The organism is Methylobacter marinus A45, assembly GCF_000383855.1.
In the GTDB taxonomy this organism is placed as follows: domain Bacteria; phylum Pseudomonadota; class Gammaproteobacteria; order Methylococcales; family Methylomonadaceae; genus Methylobacter; species Methylobacter marinus.
Genome location: NZ_KB912877.1, coordinates 2,656,855 through 2,673,758, shown reverse-complemented (window position 1 = coordinate 2,673,758; position 16,904 = coordinate 2,656,855). Strand labels below are relative to the sequence as shown.

Annotated in this window: 13 protein-coding genes; 11 read left to right on the top strand and 2 right to left on the bottom strand. The window is 52.7% G+C overall.

What is annotated here, in order from left to right; all coding sequences use genetic code 11:
* Positions 1-408: 408 nt before the first annotated feature.
* Together METMA_RS0112575 and METMA_RS0112570 are read right to left on the bottom strand one after the other, a co-directional pair.
* Positions 409-1,698, bottom strand: a complete 1,290-nt coding sequence (locus METMA_RS0112575) for a TolC family protein (RefSeq protein ID WP_020159448.1) — start codon at positions 1,696-1,698, stop codon at positions 409-411.
* A complete protein-coding gene (locus METMA_RS0112570; RefSeq protein ID WP_020159447.1) occupies positions 1,685-2,299 on the bottom strand; it encodes a TetR/AcrR family transcriptional regulator in 615 nt (204 codons plus the stop codon). The genes METMA_RS0112575 and METMA_RS0112570 overlap by 14 nt, the downstream gene beginning before the upstream one ends.
* A gap of 77 nt (positions 2,300-2,376) precedes the next feature.
* On the opposite strand from METMA_RS0112570, the gene METMA_RS0112565 reads away from it, so the two are divergent.
* The 11 genes from METMA_RS0112565 (at position 2,377) to METMA_RS0112505 (ending at position 16,752) form a co-directional block, all read left to right on the top strand.
* Positions 2,377-3,393 carry an HlyD family secretion protein gene (locus METMA_RS0112565; RefSeq protein WP_020159446.1) on the top strand — a complete coding sequence of 339 codons (1,017 nt, stop codon included), beginning with the start codon at positions 2,377-2,379 and terminating at the stop codon, positions 3,391-3,393.
* A gap of 3 nt (positions 3,394-3,396) precedes the next feature.
* Positions 3,397-4,971, top strand: a complete 1,575-nt coding sequence (locus tag METMA_RS0112560) for a DHA2 family efflux MFS transporter permease subunit (protein ID WP_020159445.1) — start codon at positions 3,397-3,399, stop codon at positions 4,969-4,971.
* Positions 4,972-5,081: 110 nt separating this feature from the next.
* Entirely contained in the window at positions 5,082-6,080 is a 999-nt protein-coding gene (gene pdxA / locus METMA_RS0112555) for a 4-hydroxythreonine-4-phosphate dehydrogenase PdxA (RefSeq protein WP_036248603.1), read from the top strand.
* A gap of 1 nt (position 6,081) precedes the next feature.
* Positions 6,082-6,870 carry a 16S rRNA (adenine(1518)-N(6)/adenine(1519)-N(6))-dimethyltransferase RsmA gene (gene rsmA / locus METMA_RS0112550; protein ID WP_020159443.1) on the top strand — a complete coding sequence of 263 codons (789 nt, stop codon included), beginning with the start codon at positions 6,082-6,084 and terminating at the stop codon, positions 6,868-6,870.
* Between the two features lie 353 nt (positions 6,871-7,223).
* On the top strand, positions 7,224-10,196 hold the full coding sequence (locus METMA_RS24555; RefSeq protein WP_156830494.1) for a chemotaxis protein CheB: 2,973 nt from the start codon (positions 7,224-7,226) through the stop codon (positions 10,194-10,196).
* 201 nt (positions 10,197-10,397) lie between these two features.
* Positions 10,398-12,467 carry a PAS domain-containing hybrid sensor histidine kinase/response regulator gene (locus tag METMA_RS24550; protein ID WP_020159440.1) on the top strand — a complete coding sequence of 690 codons (2,070 nt, stop codon included), beginning with the start codon at positions 10,398-10,400 and terminating at the stop codon, positions 12,465-12,467.
* A gap of 453 nt (positions 12,468-12,920) precedes the next feature.
* Positions 12,921-13,508, top strand: a complete 588-nt coding sequence (locus METMA_RS0112525) for a hypothetical protein (RefSeq protein ID WP_020159438.1) — start codon at positions 12,921-12,923, stop codon at positions 13,506-13,508.
* 533 nt (positions 13,509-14,041) lie between these two features.
* Complete coding sequence (locus METMA_RS0112520; RefSeq protein ID WP_020159437.1) at positions 14,042-14,341, top strand: DUF6763 family protein; 300 nt, start codon at positions 14,042-14,044, stop codon at positions 14,339-14,341.
* Between the two features lie 14 nt (positions 14,342-14,355).
* Positions 14,356-15,207 carry a P-loop NTPase family protein gene (locus METMA_RS0112515; RefSeq protein ID WP_020159436.1) on the top strand — a complete coding sequence of 284 codons (852 nt, stop codon included), beginning with the start codon at positions 14,356-14,358 and terminating at the stop codon, positions 15,205-15,207.
* 12 nt (positions 15,208-15,219) lie between these two features.
* Positions 15,220-16,284 carry a homoserine O-succinyltransferase MetA gene (gene metA / locus METMA_RS0112510; RefSeq protein ID WP_020159435.1) on the top strand — a complete coding sequence of 355 codons (1,065 nt, stop codon included), beginning with the start codon at positions 15,220-15,222 and terminating at the stop codon, positions 16,282-16,284.
* Positions 16,285-16,752: a nucleoside deaminase gene (locus METMA_RS0112505; RefSeq protein WP_020159434.1), complete on the top strand. Its 468-nt coding sequence runs from the start codon at positions 16,285-16,287 to the stop codon at positions 16,750-16,752.
* The last annotated feature ends 152 nt before the right edge of the window (positions 16,753-16,904 follow it).

Genomic DNA, 16,904 nt, shown 5'->3' with positions numbered 1-16,904 from the left:
TTGATGGCTGGTATTGTGCGGATAACGGACGCCCCCTGCATGTCGCGCTTCGCCGGATTCCTGGAGATTTATTCCTTGGAAGGGACGGATCGGTGGATAGCCAGGCAATGGAATTTGGAATAGAAAAGATGTCAAAAAGCCGGTTACGACGCGTGGAAAGAGCTGGCGAGGATTGATGATTCGAGGGTTTGCGCGTCTAACCCGCCTTTACGGTTCGTCGCCAGACTCATTTGAGCACAAGTCTTGTAAGGATCGTTCAGTACCGGCTTAGGAACGGGCATGAAATAAAACCCGCGTGAGACAGGATTTCTGCTCCTGTTCAACGACTGCATGGATGCAGGAGTTATAAAATTCACATTCCTTAGGATCCAATTCTCAAAGCTGACATTATCAATAGCCGCCCAGGCCTCACAATACCCCTATCGCACGCCGCAGACGCAAAATGGCCAGCGCGGCATCGTAATTGGCATTGTTGAAGTTGTCATGCGAGGTAGTGCGCAGGTCTTCGGCCTTCAGTACGTCGGTATTGGTCGACAGGCCCTGCTGATAGCTGTCGGTGGTCACTTTCAGGTTTTCGTCGGCCTGTTCGATGGCTTGACTGGTGACGACGATGCGTTTTTGCGTTTCCTGGCAATCCAGCCAGGCTTGCCGCACTTCCAGACCGATCATACTGGTCAAATCGTTGCGCTGTTCTTTCAGGGATATCGCTTGCCGGCTGATGGCATCACTTTGATGGCGTGTGCTGCCGTCGAACAGCTTCCACTTGACGCCGGCGTTGACCAGCCACATGCTTTCAGCGGCCTGGTAACGGTTTTCCTGATATTGATAGCCGCCGTTGATGGCGACCTGCGGCAATACACCGGCCTTGACGCTCTGCGCCTGTTGTTCCAGGGCTTCGATTTGCTGCGTCAGCACGGCCAGTTCGGAACGTTGCCTAGAGGCATTATTGCTCAGCTCTTTTAAGTCTTCCTTGGGCATTTCCGGAAATTGTTTAACCAGTTTGACCTCATCGGCAAGGTTGCGGTCCAGCAACCGGTTATAGCTCGCCTTGGCGATATCGAGTCGGTTGTCGGCCTGCACGACCTGCTGCTGTGCATTGACCAGTTCCACGTTCGCCGCCAGTACATCATTACGGGCCACCATGCCTTGCTCGAACAGGTTATTCACGTCTTCCACATGCGCTTTCAGACTGTCGACATGGCTTTGCATGAGCTGCAAGGTGCTTTCGGCACGCAACACCGCGATATAAGCCTCGGCCACCTGCATTTTTATATTCAATTGAGCCGTGGTTTCATTGTGCTGTGCGGCCTGGAGGGACGCTTCGGCGGCATTGATGTTGTGGCTGATGCGGCCGCCCGTATAAATAGGCAGCGTAGCAATGGCCTGCGCATCCATGTTGCCGGGCTGCTGGGTATTGAACTGAGCCGTTTGACCGTTTATCTGCGTCACAGCGCCCGGCGTTTCGCTACGTTGCGTATAGCCGCTGCTGACATTAAGCTCCGGTAGCCGCTGTCCCTGAGCCGAATCCAGCTGCTCTTCGGCGGCGGCCGTATCAGTTTTGGCTGCCTTGATCTGGTGGTTATTATCAATGGCGCTGCTCCAGGCCTGTTCCAGCGTTTCGGCCGATACGACAGGCGCGTACACACCCATTAAAACGCTGATTAGACTGGAGTACAGGTTGTTCTTATTGATCAGCATACAAAATGCCCCGCATATAAAAGGAAATGACTTGATTAATCACCCGATTTTTCTCGTCCGTCGAAGGCAGCGGTTTGATCGCCAACAGACAAGGCAAATACAGATCGCCTTTCAACAAATTGAAAAAGGCATTCGCGGCAAACGCCGGATCGGCAATGTTAAAACGGTCATCGGCATTCAACCGCCGCAGATAATCTTCCAGCCAGGTTAACGCCGGCAATGGACCGCTTTCATAGACTAACCGCCCCAGTTCGGGGAAATCGTGGCTCTCCGAGATAACGAGCCGGTAAATGGCCAGCGCGTCTTCCGCAAACAGCAAATCCATGAACGACGCGGCAATTTTTTTCAGGTTATTTTCCACCTCACCCGACTCGATGGCGGTCTCGGTCATGGTCTGCAATAACGATGTGCATAAGGCGGATACGACAGCGGCCAGCAGCTCAGGTTTGCTATCAAAATGATTATACAGCGTCGCTTTGGAAACGGGTGCGGCCTGCGCGATTCTTTCCATGCTGACGTTCCGGTAGCCGTGCGCCAGAAACATGCGCGTGGCGCCGTCAATAATGGCCTGCCGCTTGGGGTCAACAGATTCTGGGATCATTGCTGAAAGAAAACTATTTAATAATTAAACTCGATCAGCTAGACTAAACTAAACCGTTTAGTTTATCAAGGTAGTTTATGCCACGTTCCCGTTCCATTTTTTTAGGTTTGCTGATTACTGTTGTTATGGTAACAGCGATCGGCTATTGGATACTTGACCGCCGTCAATACGAAGCCACCGACAATGCCTATCTGAGATCCAATATCGTGCTGATCAGCCCCAAGGTACAAGGCTATGTGACAGCGCTGGCCATCGATGACAACCAGGCTGTCAAGCAGGGCGAGGTACTGGTCACGATAGATGATCGCGATTATCAGGCCAAGGTAGCTCAGGCCGAGGCCGACATCACGGCCGAACAGGCCCACATCCGTCGCCTTCAGGCCATGAAAATATCCCAACAGGCGCGCGTGGAAGCGGCCAGAGCCAACATAACCGCATCGAAAGCACGGCAAGAACAAACCAAAAAGGATTTAAAGCGCTTTACCAACCTGATCAACCGGGGCTCGGCGTCGGCCCAGTCCCTCGATAAAATTCAATCGGAATCCAAACAAACCACTGCTGAATTAAGAGCGATGCATTCGACGCTGGAAGCGGAACAAAATCAGCTTGCCACGCTTGATATTGAAATTGCCGAAACCGAAGCGCGCCTGAAAAATGCCCAGGCGCAATTGAGGCTGGCTGAAATAGAACGCGAACACACCAAGGTGCGCGCACCGGTCGACGGCATCATCGGCAAGCGCGGCGTGCAGCTCGGCCAATTGGTTCGCCCCGGGGTTACGCTGGCTTACCTGATAGAAAACCATAAAATCTGGGTCGAAGCCAATTTCAAGGAAACCCAGTTGGAACACATGCGCGCGGGACAAGCCGTATCGATCAAGGTCGATGCCTATCCCGAACTTGAACTGCACGGCAAGGTCGACAGCTTTGCGCCGGCCAGCGGTTCGGAATTCAGCATCCTGCCGGCCGAAAACGCCACGGGCAATTTCACTAAAATCGTGCGCCGGGTACCGGTCAAGATTGTCTTCGACGGCGGCCAGGACATCAGCCTGTTAAAGCCGGGCCTGTCGGTCGAAGCCCGGGTTAAAGTACGTTAAGACATGGCGGCGGACGTACAAAACCGGCCGGAGGAAACCCCGCTGACCCTGGCGCAGTGGATCGGATTTTTTAGCATGAGTATCGGCGTTTTCATGGCTGTGCTGGACATTCAGATTGTCGCCAGCTCGCTGAAGGAAATACAGGCGGGACTGTCCGCCACGCAGGATGAAATCGCCTGGGTGCAGACCTCTTACCTGATCGCCGAAGTCATTATCATCCCTTTGTCCGGCTGGCTGGCGCGGGTATTCTCGACGCGCTATCTGTATGCCATCTCGGCCGGCGGCTTCACGCTGGCCAGCCTGCTCTGCGCATTCGCCTGGAATCTGCCGTCCATGGTCATCTTCCGCCTGATACAGGGATTTCTCGGCGGCGCGATGATTCCTGTCACGTTCACGGTCATCTTCATCATGTTCCCGCCGCGCCTGCAGCCGGCCATGACCATCGTACTGGGCCTGATCGTGACGATCGCGCCTACCGTCGGCCCGATTCTGGGCGGCTACCTGACCGAGACCTACAGTTGGCAAGCGCTGTTTTTGATCAACGTGGTGCCGGGCATGCTGGTCTGCATTCTGGTCTGGCTGAACGTTGATATCGATCGGCCCGAATGGCATCTGCTGCAGAAAATCGACTTTATCGGCATCGCCCTGATCGCGATTTTCCTGGGCTGCATGCAGTTTGTCCTGGAAGAAGGCGTGCGCCATCAGTGGTTTGAGGACAATCTGATCATGGCGTTGACCCTCGTTGCCGTGGTCAGCGGCATCGCCATGCTGATCTGGGAGTTAAAAACACCGCATCCGATTATCGACCTGCACGCCTTCCGCAATGTCAACTTTGCCGTAGGCTGCCTGTACAGCTTCGTGCTGGGCATCGGGCTTTATACGATTACTTATCTGGTGCCGATTTACCTGGGCAGCGTCAAAGGCCTGAACAGCCTGCAGATCGGCTATTACCTGATGGTGGTCGGCTTGTTCCAGTTGCTGTCGGCGTTTATCGCAGGCCCCCTGGAGAAGAAAATGGATTTGCGCTGGATGCTGTGCCTGGGCTTTGGCCTGTTCGCGCTGGGCTGCTGGATGAATGCCGGCTTGACGGCCGAATCGGGCTACTGGGAATTCTTCTGGCCGCAGGCCATTCGCGGCACGGCGCTGATGCTATGCTTTCTGCCCATCAACACGCTGGCACTGGGCTTGCTGCCGGTCGAGGAAGTCAAAAACGCCAGCGGCCTGTACAACCTGATGCGGAATCTGGGCGGTGCGATCGGCCTGGCCGTGGCCAATACCCTGATCATTTATTTAACGAAAAGCCATTATGCGACCCTGCGCGAAGCGATGACAGCCACGCACTACCAGGGACAGGAGTTGCTGGAAGGTCTCTCCGAATCGATGCGCCAACTGAATCTGGCCGAACCCTCGGCGGCGGCATTAAAGCAGATCACCGCCCTGGCCTGGCGCGAGGCGGAAGTCATGACCTTCAACACGCTGTTCGAGATTATCGCCGTTATTTTTCTTGGCTCGCTGATCATCGCGCCATTCCTGAAAAAAGTGGACAGCGAGAAAGTCGGCACGATACAAATGGAATGATCCATTGAATCTGCAGCGGGACGGGGCTGCAAACCCCGTCCCGCTTGGAGCAATTTTAAAATCATCTTAAGTTCTTATACTGTAGAATCATTCATTTTTTCTCGACTATTATGACCGCCAGTCCATCCATACCGCGCCTCGCATTGACGCCGGGCGAACCCGCCGGCATCGGCCCCGATCTCTGCGTCCAACTCGCCCAGCAGGATTTGCCCTGCGAAATCGTCGCCATCGCCAGCCCTGACTTACTGGAACAGCGCGCCAGACAATTGGGCCTGACAGTCAGGATCAAAACGTTCGACAGCACGCTGCCGCCCAGCCCCCAGCAGGCCGGCAGCCTGACCGTGCTGCCCGTTGAGTTGGCGGAACCGGCCCAGTGCGGTCGGTTAAACCCGGCCAACAGCCGCTATGTGCTGAAAACCATCACGAAAGCGACCAAAGGCTGCCTGGAGGGTTTGTTTGACGCCCTGGTGACGGGCCCCGTGCACAAAGGCATCATCAATGACGCCGGCTTCCCTTTCAGCGGCCATACCGAATACATCGCCAACCTGACCGGCGGCCATCCGGTCATGATGCTGGCCACGCCCGGCCTGCGCGTGGCGCTGGTGACGACGCACCTGCCCTTGTCGGTGGTCAGCTCGGCCATCACCCATTCGCGGTTAAGAGCCGTGCTGCGCATACTGGACCAGGATCTGCGTTCGCGCTTCAAACTGGACAATCCCCGCATCCTGGTCTGCGGCCTGAATCCGCATGCCGGCGAGAACGGCCATCTCGGCCGCGAGGAAATCGACATCATCGAGCCGGTGCTCGACAACCTGCGCAAGCAGGGCATGAACCTTCAGGGGCCGCTGCCGGCCGACACCTTGTTCACGCCGAAATACCTGGCGACGGCTGACGCCGTGCTGGCCATGTATCACGACCAGGGCCTGCCCGTGCTCAAACACATGGGCTTCGGCCAGGCCGTCAACATTACGCTGGGCCTGCCGATCATCCGCACCTCGGTGGACCACGGCACGGCCCTGGATCTGGCCGGCACCGGCAAGGCCGAAATCGGCAGCCTGCACAGCGCCATACAAACCGCATTACTCATGGCAACCAACACGACTCGATAACATGGCCCACATACCACGCAAGCGCTTCGGTCAGAACTTTCTGCATGACCACCGGATTATCTATAACATTATCGCCAGCATCCAGGCCAGGCCCGGTGAGCACTGGGTCGAGATCGGCCCGGGCCAGGGCGCATTGACCGAGCCGTTGCTGAAAGAAGGCGTGCATCTCGATGTGGTCGAACTCGACCGGGACCTGGTCGCGCTGCTCAGGGAAAAATTCAAGCAACACGATCGCCTGCGCATACACAGCGCCGACGCCCTGAAGTTTGATTTCGCATCGCTGGCCGAAGACGGCCGGAAACTGCGCGTGATCGGCAACCTGCCCTATAACATTTCCACGCCGCTGATGTTCCATCTGCTGGACAATGCCGCCTGCATACAGGACATGCATTTCATGCTGCAGAAGGAAGTCGTCGACCGGATCTGCGCCGCGCCCGGCAGCAAAAAATACGGCAGGCTCAGCGTCATGATGCAGTATTACTGCGCGACAGAGCTTTTGTTTGATGTCCCGCCCGAAAGCTTCGATCCGCCGCCTAAGGTCATGTCGGCCATCGTGCGCTTGATTCCACACCCGCAACCGCCTGTTCAGGTCAGAGATGTCGCCAAACTCAACAAAGTCGTCACGCAGGCTTTCTCGCAGCGGCGCAAGACTTTGCGCAATTCCCTGAAAACATTGATTGCCGAGCAGGATATCGAAGCCTTGAACATAGACCCGACGCTACGGGCCGAAATGATTGCATTGAGCGATTTTGCCAAACTGAGCAATCTGTTACAGAACGACGCAGTATGATCTGCAACAATCCGTCATGCGGCAATATGCCACATTTAATTAACAATTACTTATTGCTAATATGTACTCAATTCTTGAGATGCAATCTCTTTTTGAGACTTTAGAATTAATCCTCCTCTTAAATGCGGCTTCTTAGTCGCATTTTTTTTTGTCTGATTTATTCATCCTCCCCTGCTGAGCGTCAAATAAATCCATCCCGGATTACAAAATACCATTAAAATTGGCTTAATTTTTGTCCGGAAAAAACACCTTCAAAAGTTAATACCTCCGGATCAGGCATAAACCACGGATTGCAGCTACACTCTACAATCTGGCTTTTATTAGTATTTTCCAACGCATTAAACACTGATACCGTGAAAAAAAACCCATTAAATAACACGGAGTTCCATGTTGTGGGCATGGGCGCTTCGGCTGGCGGCCTGGAAGCGCTGCAACAGTTTTTCGATGCCATGCCTCCCGATGCGGGGCTTGCCTTTGTCGTAGTCGTGCACCTGGATCCAAGCCACAACAGCCTGATGTCTGAACTGCTGCAAAAACACACGACGATGCAGGTCGCCCAGATTACAGACGGCATGCCGGTTGAACCGAACAGGGTCTACGTTATCCCGCCCGATAAAAGCCTGACTATTTCCGCTAAAAAGCTGTTTCTGGCGGAACGGGAATTCCCGCGTTACAGCCATTTACCCATCGATCTTTTCTTCCGATCGCTCGCTCAGGATCAGGGCGACAAAGCTATCGGCATCATTCTATCCGGCACCGGCTCCGATGGCAGTCTGGGGGTGACCGAAATAAAGGCCTCGAACGGGCTGGTGATAGTGCAGAATGAAGCATCCGCCCAATACAACGGCATGCCGAAAAATGCCATAAACACCGGCACGGGTGATTTTATATTGCCGCCCGGCGAGATGCCCATGCATCTGGTTCAATATACCCAGTTTCCCGGAAGCGCCAGGACACACGTTATTCAGCAACAGGAAAACACTGACGGTTTTTTGCAAAAAATATTTTTTCTGATCCGCGATCAGACCGGCCACGATTTTTCGCTGTATAAGAAAAACACCATTTTCCGGCGCATCGAACGGCGCATGCAATTGCATCAAATTACCCATATCGCCGATTACGTGGCTTTTTTGCATACCAGTGAGCAGGAAGTTATATCGCTGACCAGGGAATTGTTCATTGGCGTGACCAGTTTTTTCAGGGATCCCGAGGCCTATGACACGCTCCTGACCAGGATTCTGCCGGAGTTTCTTCAGCAAAAGCATCATGCTTATACATTGCGCATCTGGGTTCCCGGCTGCAGCACGGGGGAAGAGGCCTATTCACTTGCCATCATCATTCAAGAATGCCTGGACACCTTAAAGCACCATCTCAATGTGCAGATTTTCGGCACCGATATTAATGAATCCGCGATTGAAACGGCCAGGCGCGGACTTTACCCGCCCGGTATCACCGCCGATGTGAGTCCGGAGCGCCTCAAACGTTTCTTTATCAAGGAAGGCGATAGCTACAGAATCCAAAAATCCATCCGGGAAATGCTGGTCTTTGCCGCCCAGAACGTCCATAGTGACCCGCCTTTTACCAGGCTGGATATCATCAGTTGCCGGAATCTGTTGATTTATTTCAAGCCGGAATTGCAAAAAAAAATACTACGGACATTTCATTACAGCTTAAAAGAAGACGGTATTATGTTTCTGGGCCCTTCGGAAACAACCGGGCAATCCGATCATTTTTTCACTGTGCTGGATAAAAAATGGAAAATCTTTCGTCGTGTTCAGTCAACCGACACCCTGCCCCGGGCCTTGCCTCCCCGGGGAGCGGCGGCGCCTGTCGTCACCGATGAGTCTGAAAAAATGCCCAGTGTCGTTCAAAAAGCGGAAGAATTGAGCATCATCCAATTGGTTGAAGCCATTCTCAGGCATAGTTCAGTGCCTCCCTGCGCGATCATCGACCACCATAACAATCTCATCTACGTCCATGGCAAACTGGGCAAATATCTGGAGCCCGCGCAAGGAAAAATCAGCGTCAATATCATGGAAATGGCGCGCCACGGATTAAAAGCCGACCTGCTCTCGGCAATTCACCGGGCGGCCCATACCCGCCAGAAAGTGCGGAAAAAAACCCGCCTTCTCCAGCAGGACCTCGGCCACGTCGGTGTGGATATCACTGTCAGCCCCATTCTGGAACATGCTTCCGTTCCGGGCCTGATGATGGTGACGTTTGAAGATGCACGGCCGGAAGCGCCGTTGAAACAGAAAAATACGCCGTCCCCACCGACCACGAAAAAAGCGATCGAGAGCCTGCGGCAGCAATTGCATTTCACCAAGGAACACCTGCAAACGACGATAGAAGAGTTGGAAACCTCCAATGAAGAACTCCAATCCGCTAACGAGGAATTGCAAAGCACCAATGAGGAACTGGAAACCTCGAAAGAAGAACTGCAATCATTGAATGAAGAGACCGTGACGGTCAATGCGGAACTGCAAAGCCGGATCGATGAATTGCAGTCCGCCAATGACGACATGAAAAACCTGTTTGACAGCACCCAGATCGCCACGCTTTTTCTGGACACCCGGCTCCGTATCCGCCGTTTTACCCCTAAAGTGAGAGAGCTCATCAATCTGGAAGCAACCGATACCGGGCGTCCGATTGCTCATTTCTCCTCATCGCTACAAAATCCGAATTTAACGGCCCTTGCCGGTGAAGTTTTGAAAACGCTCGATAAGCATGAATCGGAAATCTATGATGACCGGGGCCGCTGCTTTTATACCCGCATCCTGCCCTACCGCACCACTAACAATATCATCGATGGCGTCGTCATCACCTTTGAAGACATCACGCTTAGGAAAGAGGCCGAACAGGCCCTCATAAACAATGAAAGGCACTATAAGCGCATGATCGAATTCTGCCCCGTGCCGATGTGGGAAATCGATTTTTCCGCCATAAACCTTGCTTTGCAGGAACTTCGGCATCAAGGCGTCACAGATCTCGAGGCCTACCTGCATAAGCATCCGCGCAAGCTGGAAGCACTGTTAAAAAAGATGCATATTTGCCACATCAATAATGCGGCCATGCTATTATTCAAAGCAGATGACAAGGAAAAGCTGGCATTAAATATCCAGGCATTACTAACCCGGCACGGGCCCCAACCCTTTATAGCGCAAATACAGGCCATCTGGGACCGGAAGGACAAAATCAGCTTTGAATGCCATTGCGAAGACCTGCAGGGGAAGCCATTGATTTTAAACTTTGAATGGGTGGTTCCTCGCGATGAAGGACAATTAAACTACGACAACGTGATTGTGGTGCTGCCGCGGTTGCGTTAAGGATTGGGTCGCAAATAATGTTCCTGTTTAAACATAGGATATGCCGGCGGCAGGAGGCGCATCATTCGCGAGCGATGCGCTTCACTGCGCCGCCTGGAGCGCCTGCTTTTGGCCGGCACATCCTGTGCAGGATTATAATTTCAGGCAGTCATTTTTAGCCAAATTCTAACAAAAACTATCGACGCACTAAGCTTGACCTCCATGATAAGCAAACCGGATAAATTCTACGCACTCAGGAAGCGGGCCGAAGAATTATTAGTCGCGCCTCATTCATCGTCGGCTTCTTATTCCCTGGCTGAATTCCGCGACCTGCTGCATGAACTCGACATGCATCGCATCGAATTGGAATTACAAAACGATGAACTGCTTAAAGCTCAAAGGCAACTCCAGGACACCAACCAGGAATATCTTGATTTTTATAACTTTTCCCCGGTCGGTTACCTCACCCTGGACAGTAATGGCATCATTCTTAAAGCCAGCATGACGGCGGCCGGCATGTTCGGCAGCGACAAACAGGCCATTATTACCAAACCCTTTTCTGATTTTGTGCTGGATGCCGATCAGGATGTCTTATATTTCTATCGTCAAGCCCTGTTAAACCATAAACGTGCGCAAAGCTGCGAATTACGCTTGTGCAGGAGCAACGGCCAGTATTTATGGGTCAAACTGGACGGCCTGTTTCAAACAGCCCCGGAAGGGCATGATTTCAGGCTGGCGCTCACTGACATCAATCATTTAAAGGAAACAGAAGCCCTGTTGAGCAAAAGCGAAGCGAATTTACGCGCCATTTTCGATAACGTACTCGACGGCATTATCAAGATTGACGAACAGGGTCTGATCGAATCGACCAATACCGCCATTGAGCATATTTTCGGCTTTTCCACTGAGGAATTGTCCGGAACCGTCATCAGCAAATTAATACCCAAACTCGATTGGCGGGCATATAAAAGCCGGCTGTCCCACTGCCAGGACGGCGGCAAAAGCCGGTTCAGCGGCCTCAGATGCGAACTGGAGGGCTTGAAAAAAGACGGGGCGTGGTTTCCTGTCGATCTTGGCATCAGTGAAATCAGCAACGATCAGCCCAGCTGCTTTATTATCACGGTCCACGACATAACCGAACGCAAGCAAACGGAGATCGCCCTGCAGCAGGCGGATTGCCGGAAAAACGAATTTTTGGCCATGTTGGGACACGAACTTCGAAATCCATTGGCGCCCATCCGCAATGCCGTACAAGTCTTGAAAACCCAGAGCTCAACCAGCCCAACCCTGGACTGGTGCCTCAAAGTGATTGACCGGCAAGTCGGCCATATGGCGCTGCTGCTCGATGACTTGCTGGATGTCGCGCGCATCATGCAGGACAAAATCACGCTTAAAATTGATCATGTTGACTTCAACGAGATTATCGATAGCGCCATAGAGACCAGCTATCCAATGATTCAATTGCGCCAACAGGAACTGCTCACGTCGCGTCCCGACACACCGATGTGGGTCGAAGGCGACCGCGTCCGCTTGACCCAGGCGCTGTCCAACCTGCTGAACAACGCCGCCAAATACACCGATATAGGCGGCAAGATCATGCTGACGGTAACGCAGGAAGCAGAGGACCTGGTCATTCAAGTGCAGGATAACGGGGCCGGTATCGCGCCGGAGATACTGCCTCACATTTTTGACCTGTTCACCCAGGCCGACTCGTCCCTGGCCCGCTCCCAAGGCGGCCTGGGCATTGGGCTTACGCTGACGCGCAGGCTGGTCGAAATGCATGGCGGAACGATCAGCGCCTCCAGCGCGGGCAATCAGCAAGGCAGCGAATTCACACTGCGCCTGCCGCTATTCAATGCGCCTTCCATTCCCCAACCCGAGCCATCAGAACCCGTTCCGGCAGCGGCCAAACTGCGTATTCTGCTGGTGGACGACAACGCCGATGTCGCCGAAAGCCTTGCCCTGCTGCTGGAAATACAAGGGCACGAGCTCGATACCGCCGATTGCGGATTGAAGGCAATAGAGATGGCACAGACTTTCCGGCCCCAGGTTGTCCTGCTGGACATCGGCCTTCCCGATATCAATGGCTACGAGGTTGCCAAACGGTTGCGCAAGCTGCCTGAAACGCGGCGGGCGTTCCTGATCGCCATCAGCGGCTATGGCCAGCCTGAAGACCTTGAACAATCAAAATCCGCCGGCTTCGACCATCATTTGCTCAAACCCGTGCATCCGTTGAAGCTGTCCAGTTTGCTGACTTCTGTAGAGGCTGAAATGGACGCTGTTGTCCGTTAGCGCGGGGTTATTTCATTTTTATTAACAGGACCTCGATAATCGCCTTTTTTACTTGATATGGACAATCGCCGATCCTGTGACTTTTGCCTGTATCGATAACGCATCGGTACCGGAAGATTCGCGATGGTGCCCTAACGGACCGGGCTTTTCCGGCTTCACCCGACCGGAAACATCAAGTAAATGTCATGCATTTTTGAAATATGGTTAAATACCAGAACTGAACAGCGGCTGACAGCTTCGTCATATTTTGCGAAATGCGGCAGAACGCAGCCCACAACAGAGACACCTTATGTCCAGCTTACAAACGAAACCGGCGCGATGACCTTAAGCATTAAACCGGCATTCGAATTCCCAGACTCCATTCGACAGTCAATCCATAGCATTTGCGTTGGGACAGCTTAGGCCAATTTCCATCATGCTCGATCACTCGTCATTTTTTATAAGGCATACATTATGGCTACCCAACTTGAAATTCTACTGGACAAAATTAAAGACCTGGAAAATGAACTGGTTGAGGAATTACAAAAACAACAGGAAGAATTTTCATACGAAATCAGAAAACGTCGCGTTTATTTTGAAAAAAATGTCATTATCCGGCACAAGGAATATGCCAAACGCTTGCTCAGCTATATAAGCGATGCCCCGCTTAAACACATCCTCAGCGCGCCCCTGATCTGGAGCTGCATCATCCCGGTAATACTGCTGGATGTGACCGTCAGCATCTACCATTGGGTGTGTTTTCCTCTATACGGCATCCCGAAAGTTAAACGGCAAGACTATATCGTCTTTGACAGGCAATACCTCAACTATTTGAATATGGTGGAAAAAATCAATTGCGCCTACTGCAGTTACGTTAACGGACTGTTTGCCTATTTGCAGGAAATAGCCGCACGCACTGAACAGTTCTGGTGCCCTATTAAACACGCCCGGCGCATCAAAAGCCTGCACAGCCGTTACCAGAAGTTCATCAGTTATGGCAGCGCCGAAAAATATCGGGCTGAAATCGAAGCCGTCCGGCATGATTTTAAGGATTTGCAGTAAACTCAAGCTGTCCCGTCGAGTTCACGCATGGGAAGCATACTCACCTCAAACTGCGACAATCTGACACGCGACAATCCGTCACATTTTATCCTTTAGCGTTTATCGCTAATATAAGCCCAATTCTTGAGATGCGATCTCTTTTTAGAGACTTTAGAATTACTCCTTCTTAATGCGGCCGACAAGCCGCATTTTTTTTGCCTGTTTTATAAACGATGCCCCGGCGCGAAACACCGCCCGCCTGCCATACCCGACTTCAAAACACCACTATCATTGCCCATGATAGCCAGTCCGCAAGCGTACGGACAAATTCCGTCGCACGGCCCTGTACTTGCGCTTCGCCTACGAATAAGGATATCCTGATCAATACTGATCGACCGCTCTCTGTAACCAGTCCTGAGCGTCGCTGTTACAGCGCGTGGCAACACAGATTAAATTGCTTATCACCTCTACAAAATATTTTGGTATTTTCTCTGGCATTGTTAATAATATCCGCTGTTTTCTTGTAACGTCCCAACAAGCATTGAGGTAACACCATGACAACAGTAGCAGACCCCATTATTGGTAGCTGGTATAAAGACGTCGAGAACAATCTGATGTTTAAGGTAGTTGCCATTGAGGAAAGCGACGATTCGATTGAGGTCCAATACTACAATGGCGATATCGGCGAATATGACCATGACAGCTGGTATAGCTCAACCTTCGATTATATCGAAGACCCTGAGGACTGGAGCGCGCCTTTCGATGATCTCGAGAACGATGACCTGGGTTATTCGGATCCCGACGATCACCGACGCAACCCTGACGGTATGGATATTGACGATTATCTGGATTAATTAGGAATTATCATATGAAAATGAGTCCCCGGGAATTTCTGGACTGGCAATCGAAAAGCATCACCCTGCTGGCAATGTCCGGTGCGGGAAAAACCACATTAGCCAATAAGTTGCCGAAGTCCAAATGGTTCCACTATTCCGGCGACTATCGGATAGGCACAAAATATCTGGAAGAGCCGATTCTTGATAATATCAAGCGCCAGGCCATGAATGTGCCGTTTCTGCGCGAGTTGCTGCTGTCCGATTCCATTTATATCTGCAACAAGATAACCGTGGATAATCTCGCGCCGGTATCGACTTTTCTCGGCAAGCTCGGCAATCCCGAACAGGGCGGATTATCCCTGCGGGAATTCAAGCGCCGGCAAAAGCTGCATCATCAGGCTGAAATCGCCGCCATGAAAGACGTGCCTGAATTTATCCACAAGGCCGAGGACATCTACGGTTATAAAAACTTTATCAATGACGCCGGGGGCAGCGTTTGCGAACTGGACAGCCAGGAAGTACTCGAAACCCTGGCCAGGCATACCTTGATCGTTTACATCAAAATCCCGCCGGCCATGGAACAAACTATTATTGAACGGGCCAAAACCGATCCCAAGCCGCTCTATTATCGGGAAGCATTTCTGGACGAAAAACTGTCCGAGTTCATGTCGCTGAAAGGCTACTCCGATCCCAACATTATACCGCCGGATGAATTTGTCACCTGGGTTTTCCCGGAACTGTTCAAGTCCCGGTTGCCCCGCTACGAAGCTATTGCCGAACAGTATGGCTATACCGTGGATGCGCGTGATGTCGCCGAAGTGAAAAACGAAGACGACTTCATCCGGCTGATTGCCGATGCGATTGCCAAACAGCAATCCAATTAATGAAGAAAAATTATGCCATTAGTCGCTCATTCTGACTTACCGACTTTCCAGCGTCTTCGCGAAGAAGGCGAGGAAATCCTGGCGCCGGATCGCGCCAGCCAGCAGGACATCCGGGAAATGCATATCGGCCTGCTCAATATGATGCCGGACGCCGCGCTGGAAGCCACTGAACGGCAGTTTTTCCGGCTGGTCGGCGCCTGCAATCAAATCACGCAATTCCATGTCCACCCTTTTACCATCGACGGCCTGCCGAGAGGTCCCGAGGCGCAGGCCCATATCGACAAATACTACGAACCGTTTGAAAAAATCAAGCAGGACGGCCTCGATGCACTGATTATCAGCGGCGCTAACGTCAGCCATCCGAGATTGCCCGAAGAAGACTTCTGGCAACCGCTGACGGAAGTTTTTTCCTGGGCCAAGGAAAACGTGACCTCGGTGCTTTGCTCCTGTCTCGCCACCCATGCCCTGATTCAATACTGTTACGGCATCGAACGCACGCGCCTGCCGGCAAAACGCTGGGGCGTCTTTGCCCATAAGGTCACGGACCGCAAACATCCTCTGGTGGCGGAAATCAATACGCGCTTTGATGTGCCCCATTCCCGCTTCAACGAAATATTCCAAAGCGACATGGAACGGCACGGACTCAAGGTCCTGGTCGTCAGCGAGGAAGCGGGCGCGCACCTGGCCGTCAGCCCGGACGGCTTTCGCATTGTTTACTTCCAGGGACATCCCGAATACGACGACATCAGTCTGCTAAAAGAATACAAGCGGGAAGTCATGCGTTTTTACCGGGCCGAAATCGATGAATACCCGCCCTTTCCCGAAAACTATTTCAATACTTACACCCGGCAGGTGTTTACCGATTATGAACAGCACGTCAGGTCCGCCAGAAAAGCCGGCCGGACACTGGATGTCTTTCCTGAAGCCCTGGTTCTGGAGCATATCGATAATACCTGGCGCGATACGGCCAAGGCCGTGTTCAATAACTGGCTCGGGAAAATCTATCAACTAACCAACCAGGACAGGCGCCTGCCCTTTATGGACGGCATCGACCCTGGGAACCCTTTGGGCCTGTAGATGCATGAGGAATTTTTACAGCAAGCCATCGATCTGGCCGTCAACAACGCCATCACCGGCCAGGGCGGCCCTTATGGCGCGGTCGTGGTTAAAGACGATCAGGTCATTGCCGCCAGCGCCAACGGCGTCACCCGCACGATGGACCCTACGGCACACGCGGAAATCATGGCCATCCGCATGGCCTGCGAGAAACTGAATGATTTTCAGCTGCGCGGCTGCATCCTGTATACCAGTTGCGAGCCCTGCCCCATGTGTCTGGGCGCCATTTACTGGGCCAGAATGGAAAAAGTTTATTTCGGCTGTACGCGCCAAGAAGCCGCCGCCGCCAATTTTGACGACAGCTTTATCTATGACCAGATTGCCGTGCCGCCGTCTGAACGCAGCATTGCCATGCTGCATTTAAACCTGCCCACCGCCCGGCAGCCGTTTGACATCTGGATGACCAGCAATCTCAAGGTGCCTTATTAAGGCTTTGCTCGTCAATAATGTCCCTGTTTAAACATAGAATGTGCCGACGCCAGGAGGCGCACTTGTGCCCTTTAGGGTATCGTTCGCGAGCGATGCGCTTCACTGTGCCGCCTGAAGCGCCTGCTTCTGAACGGCACATCCCATGCGGGATG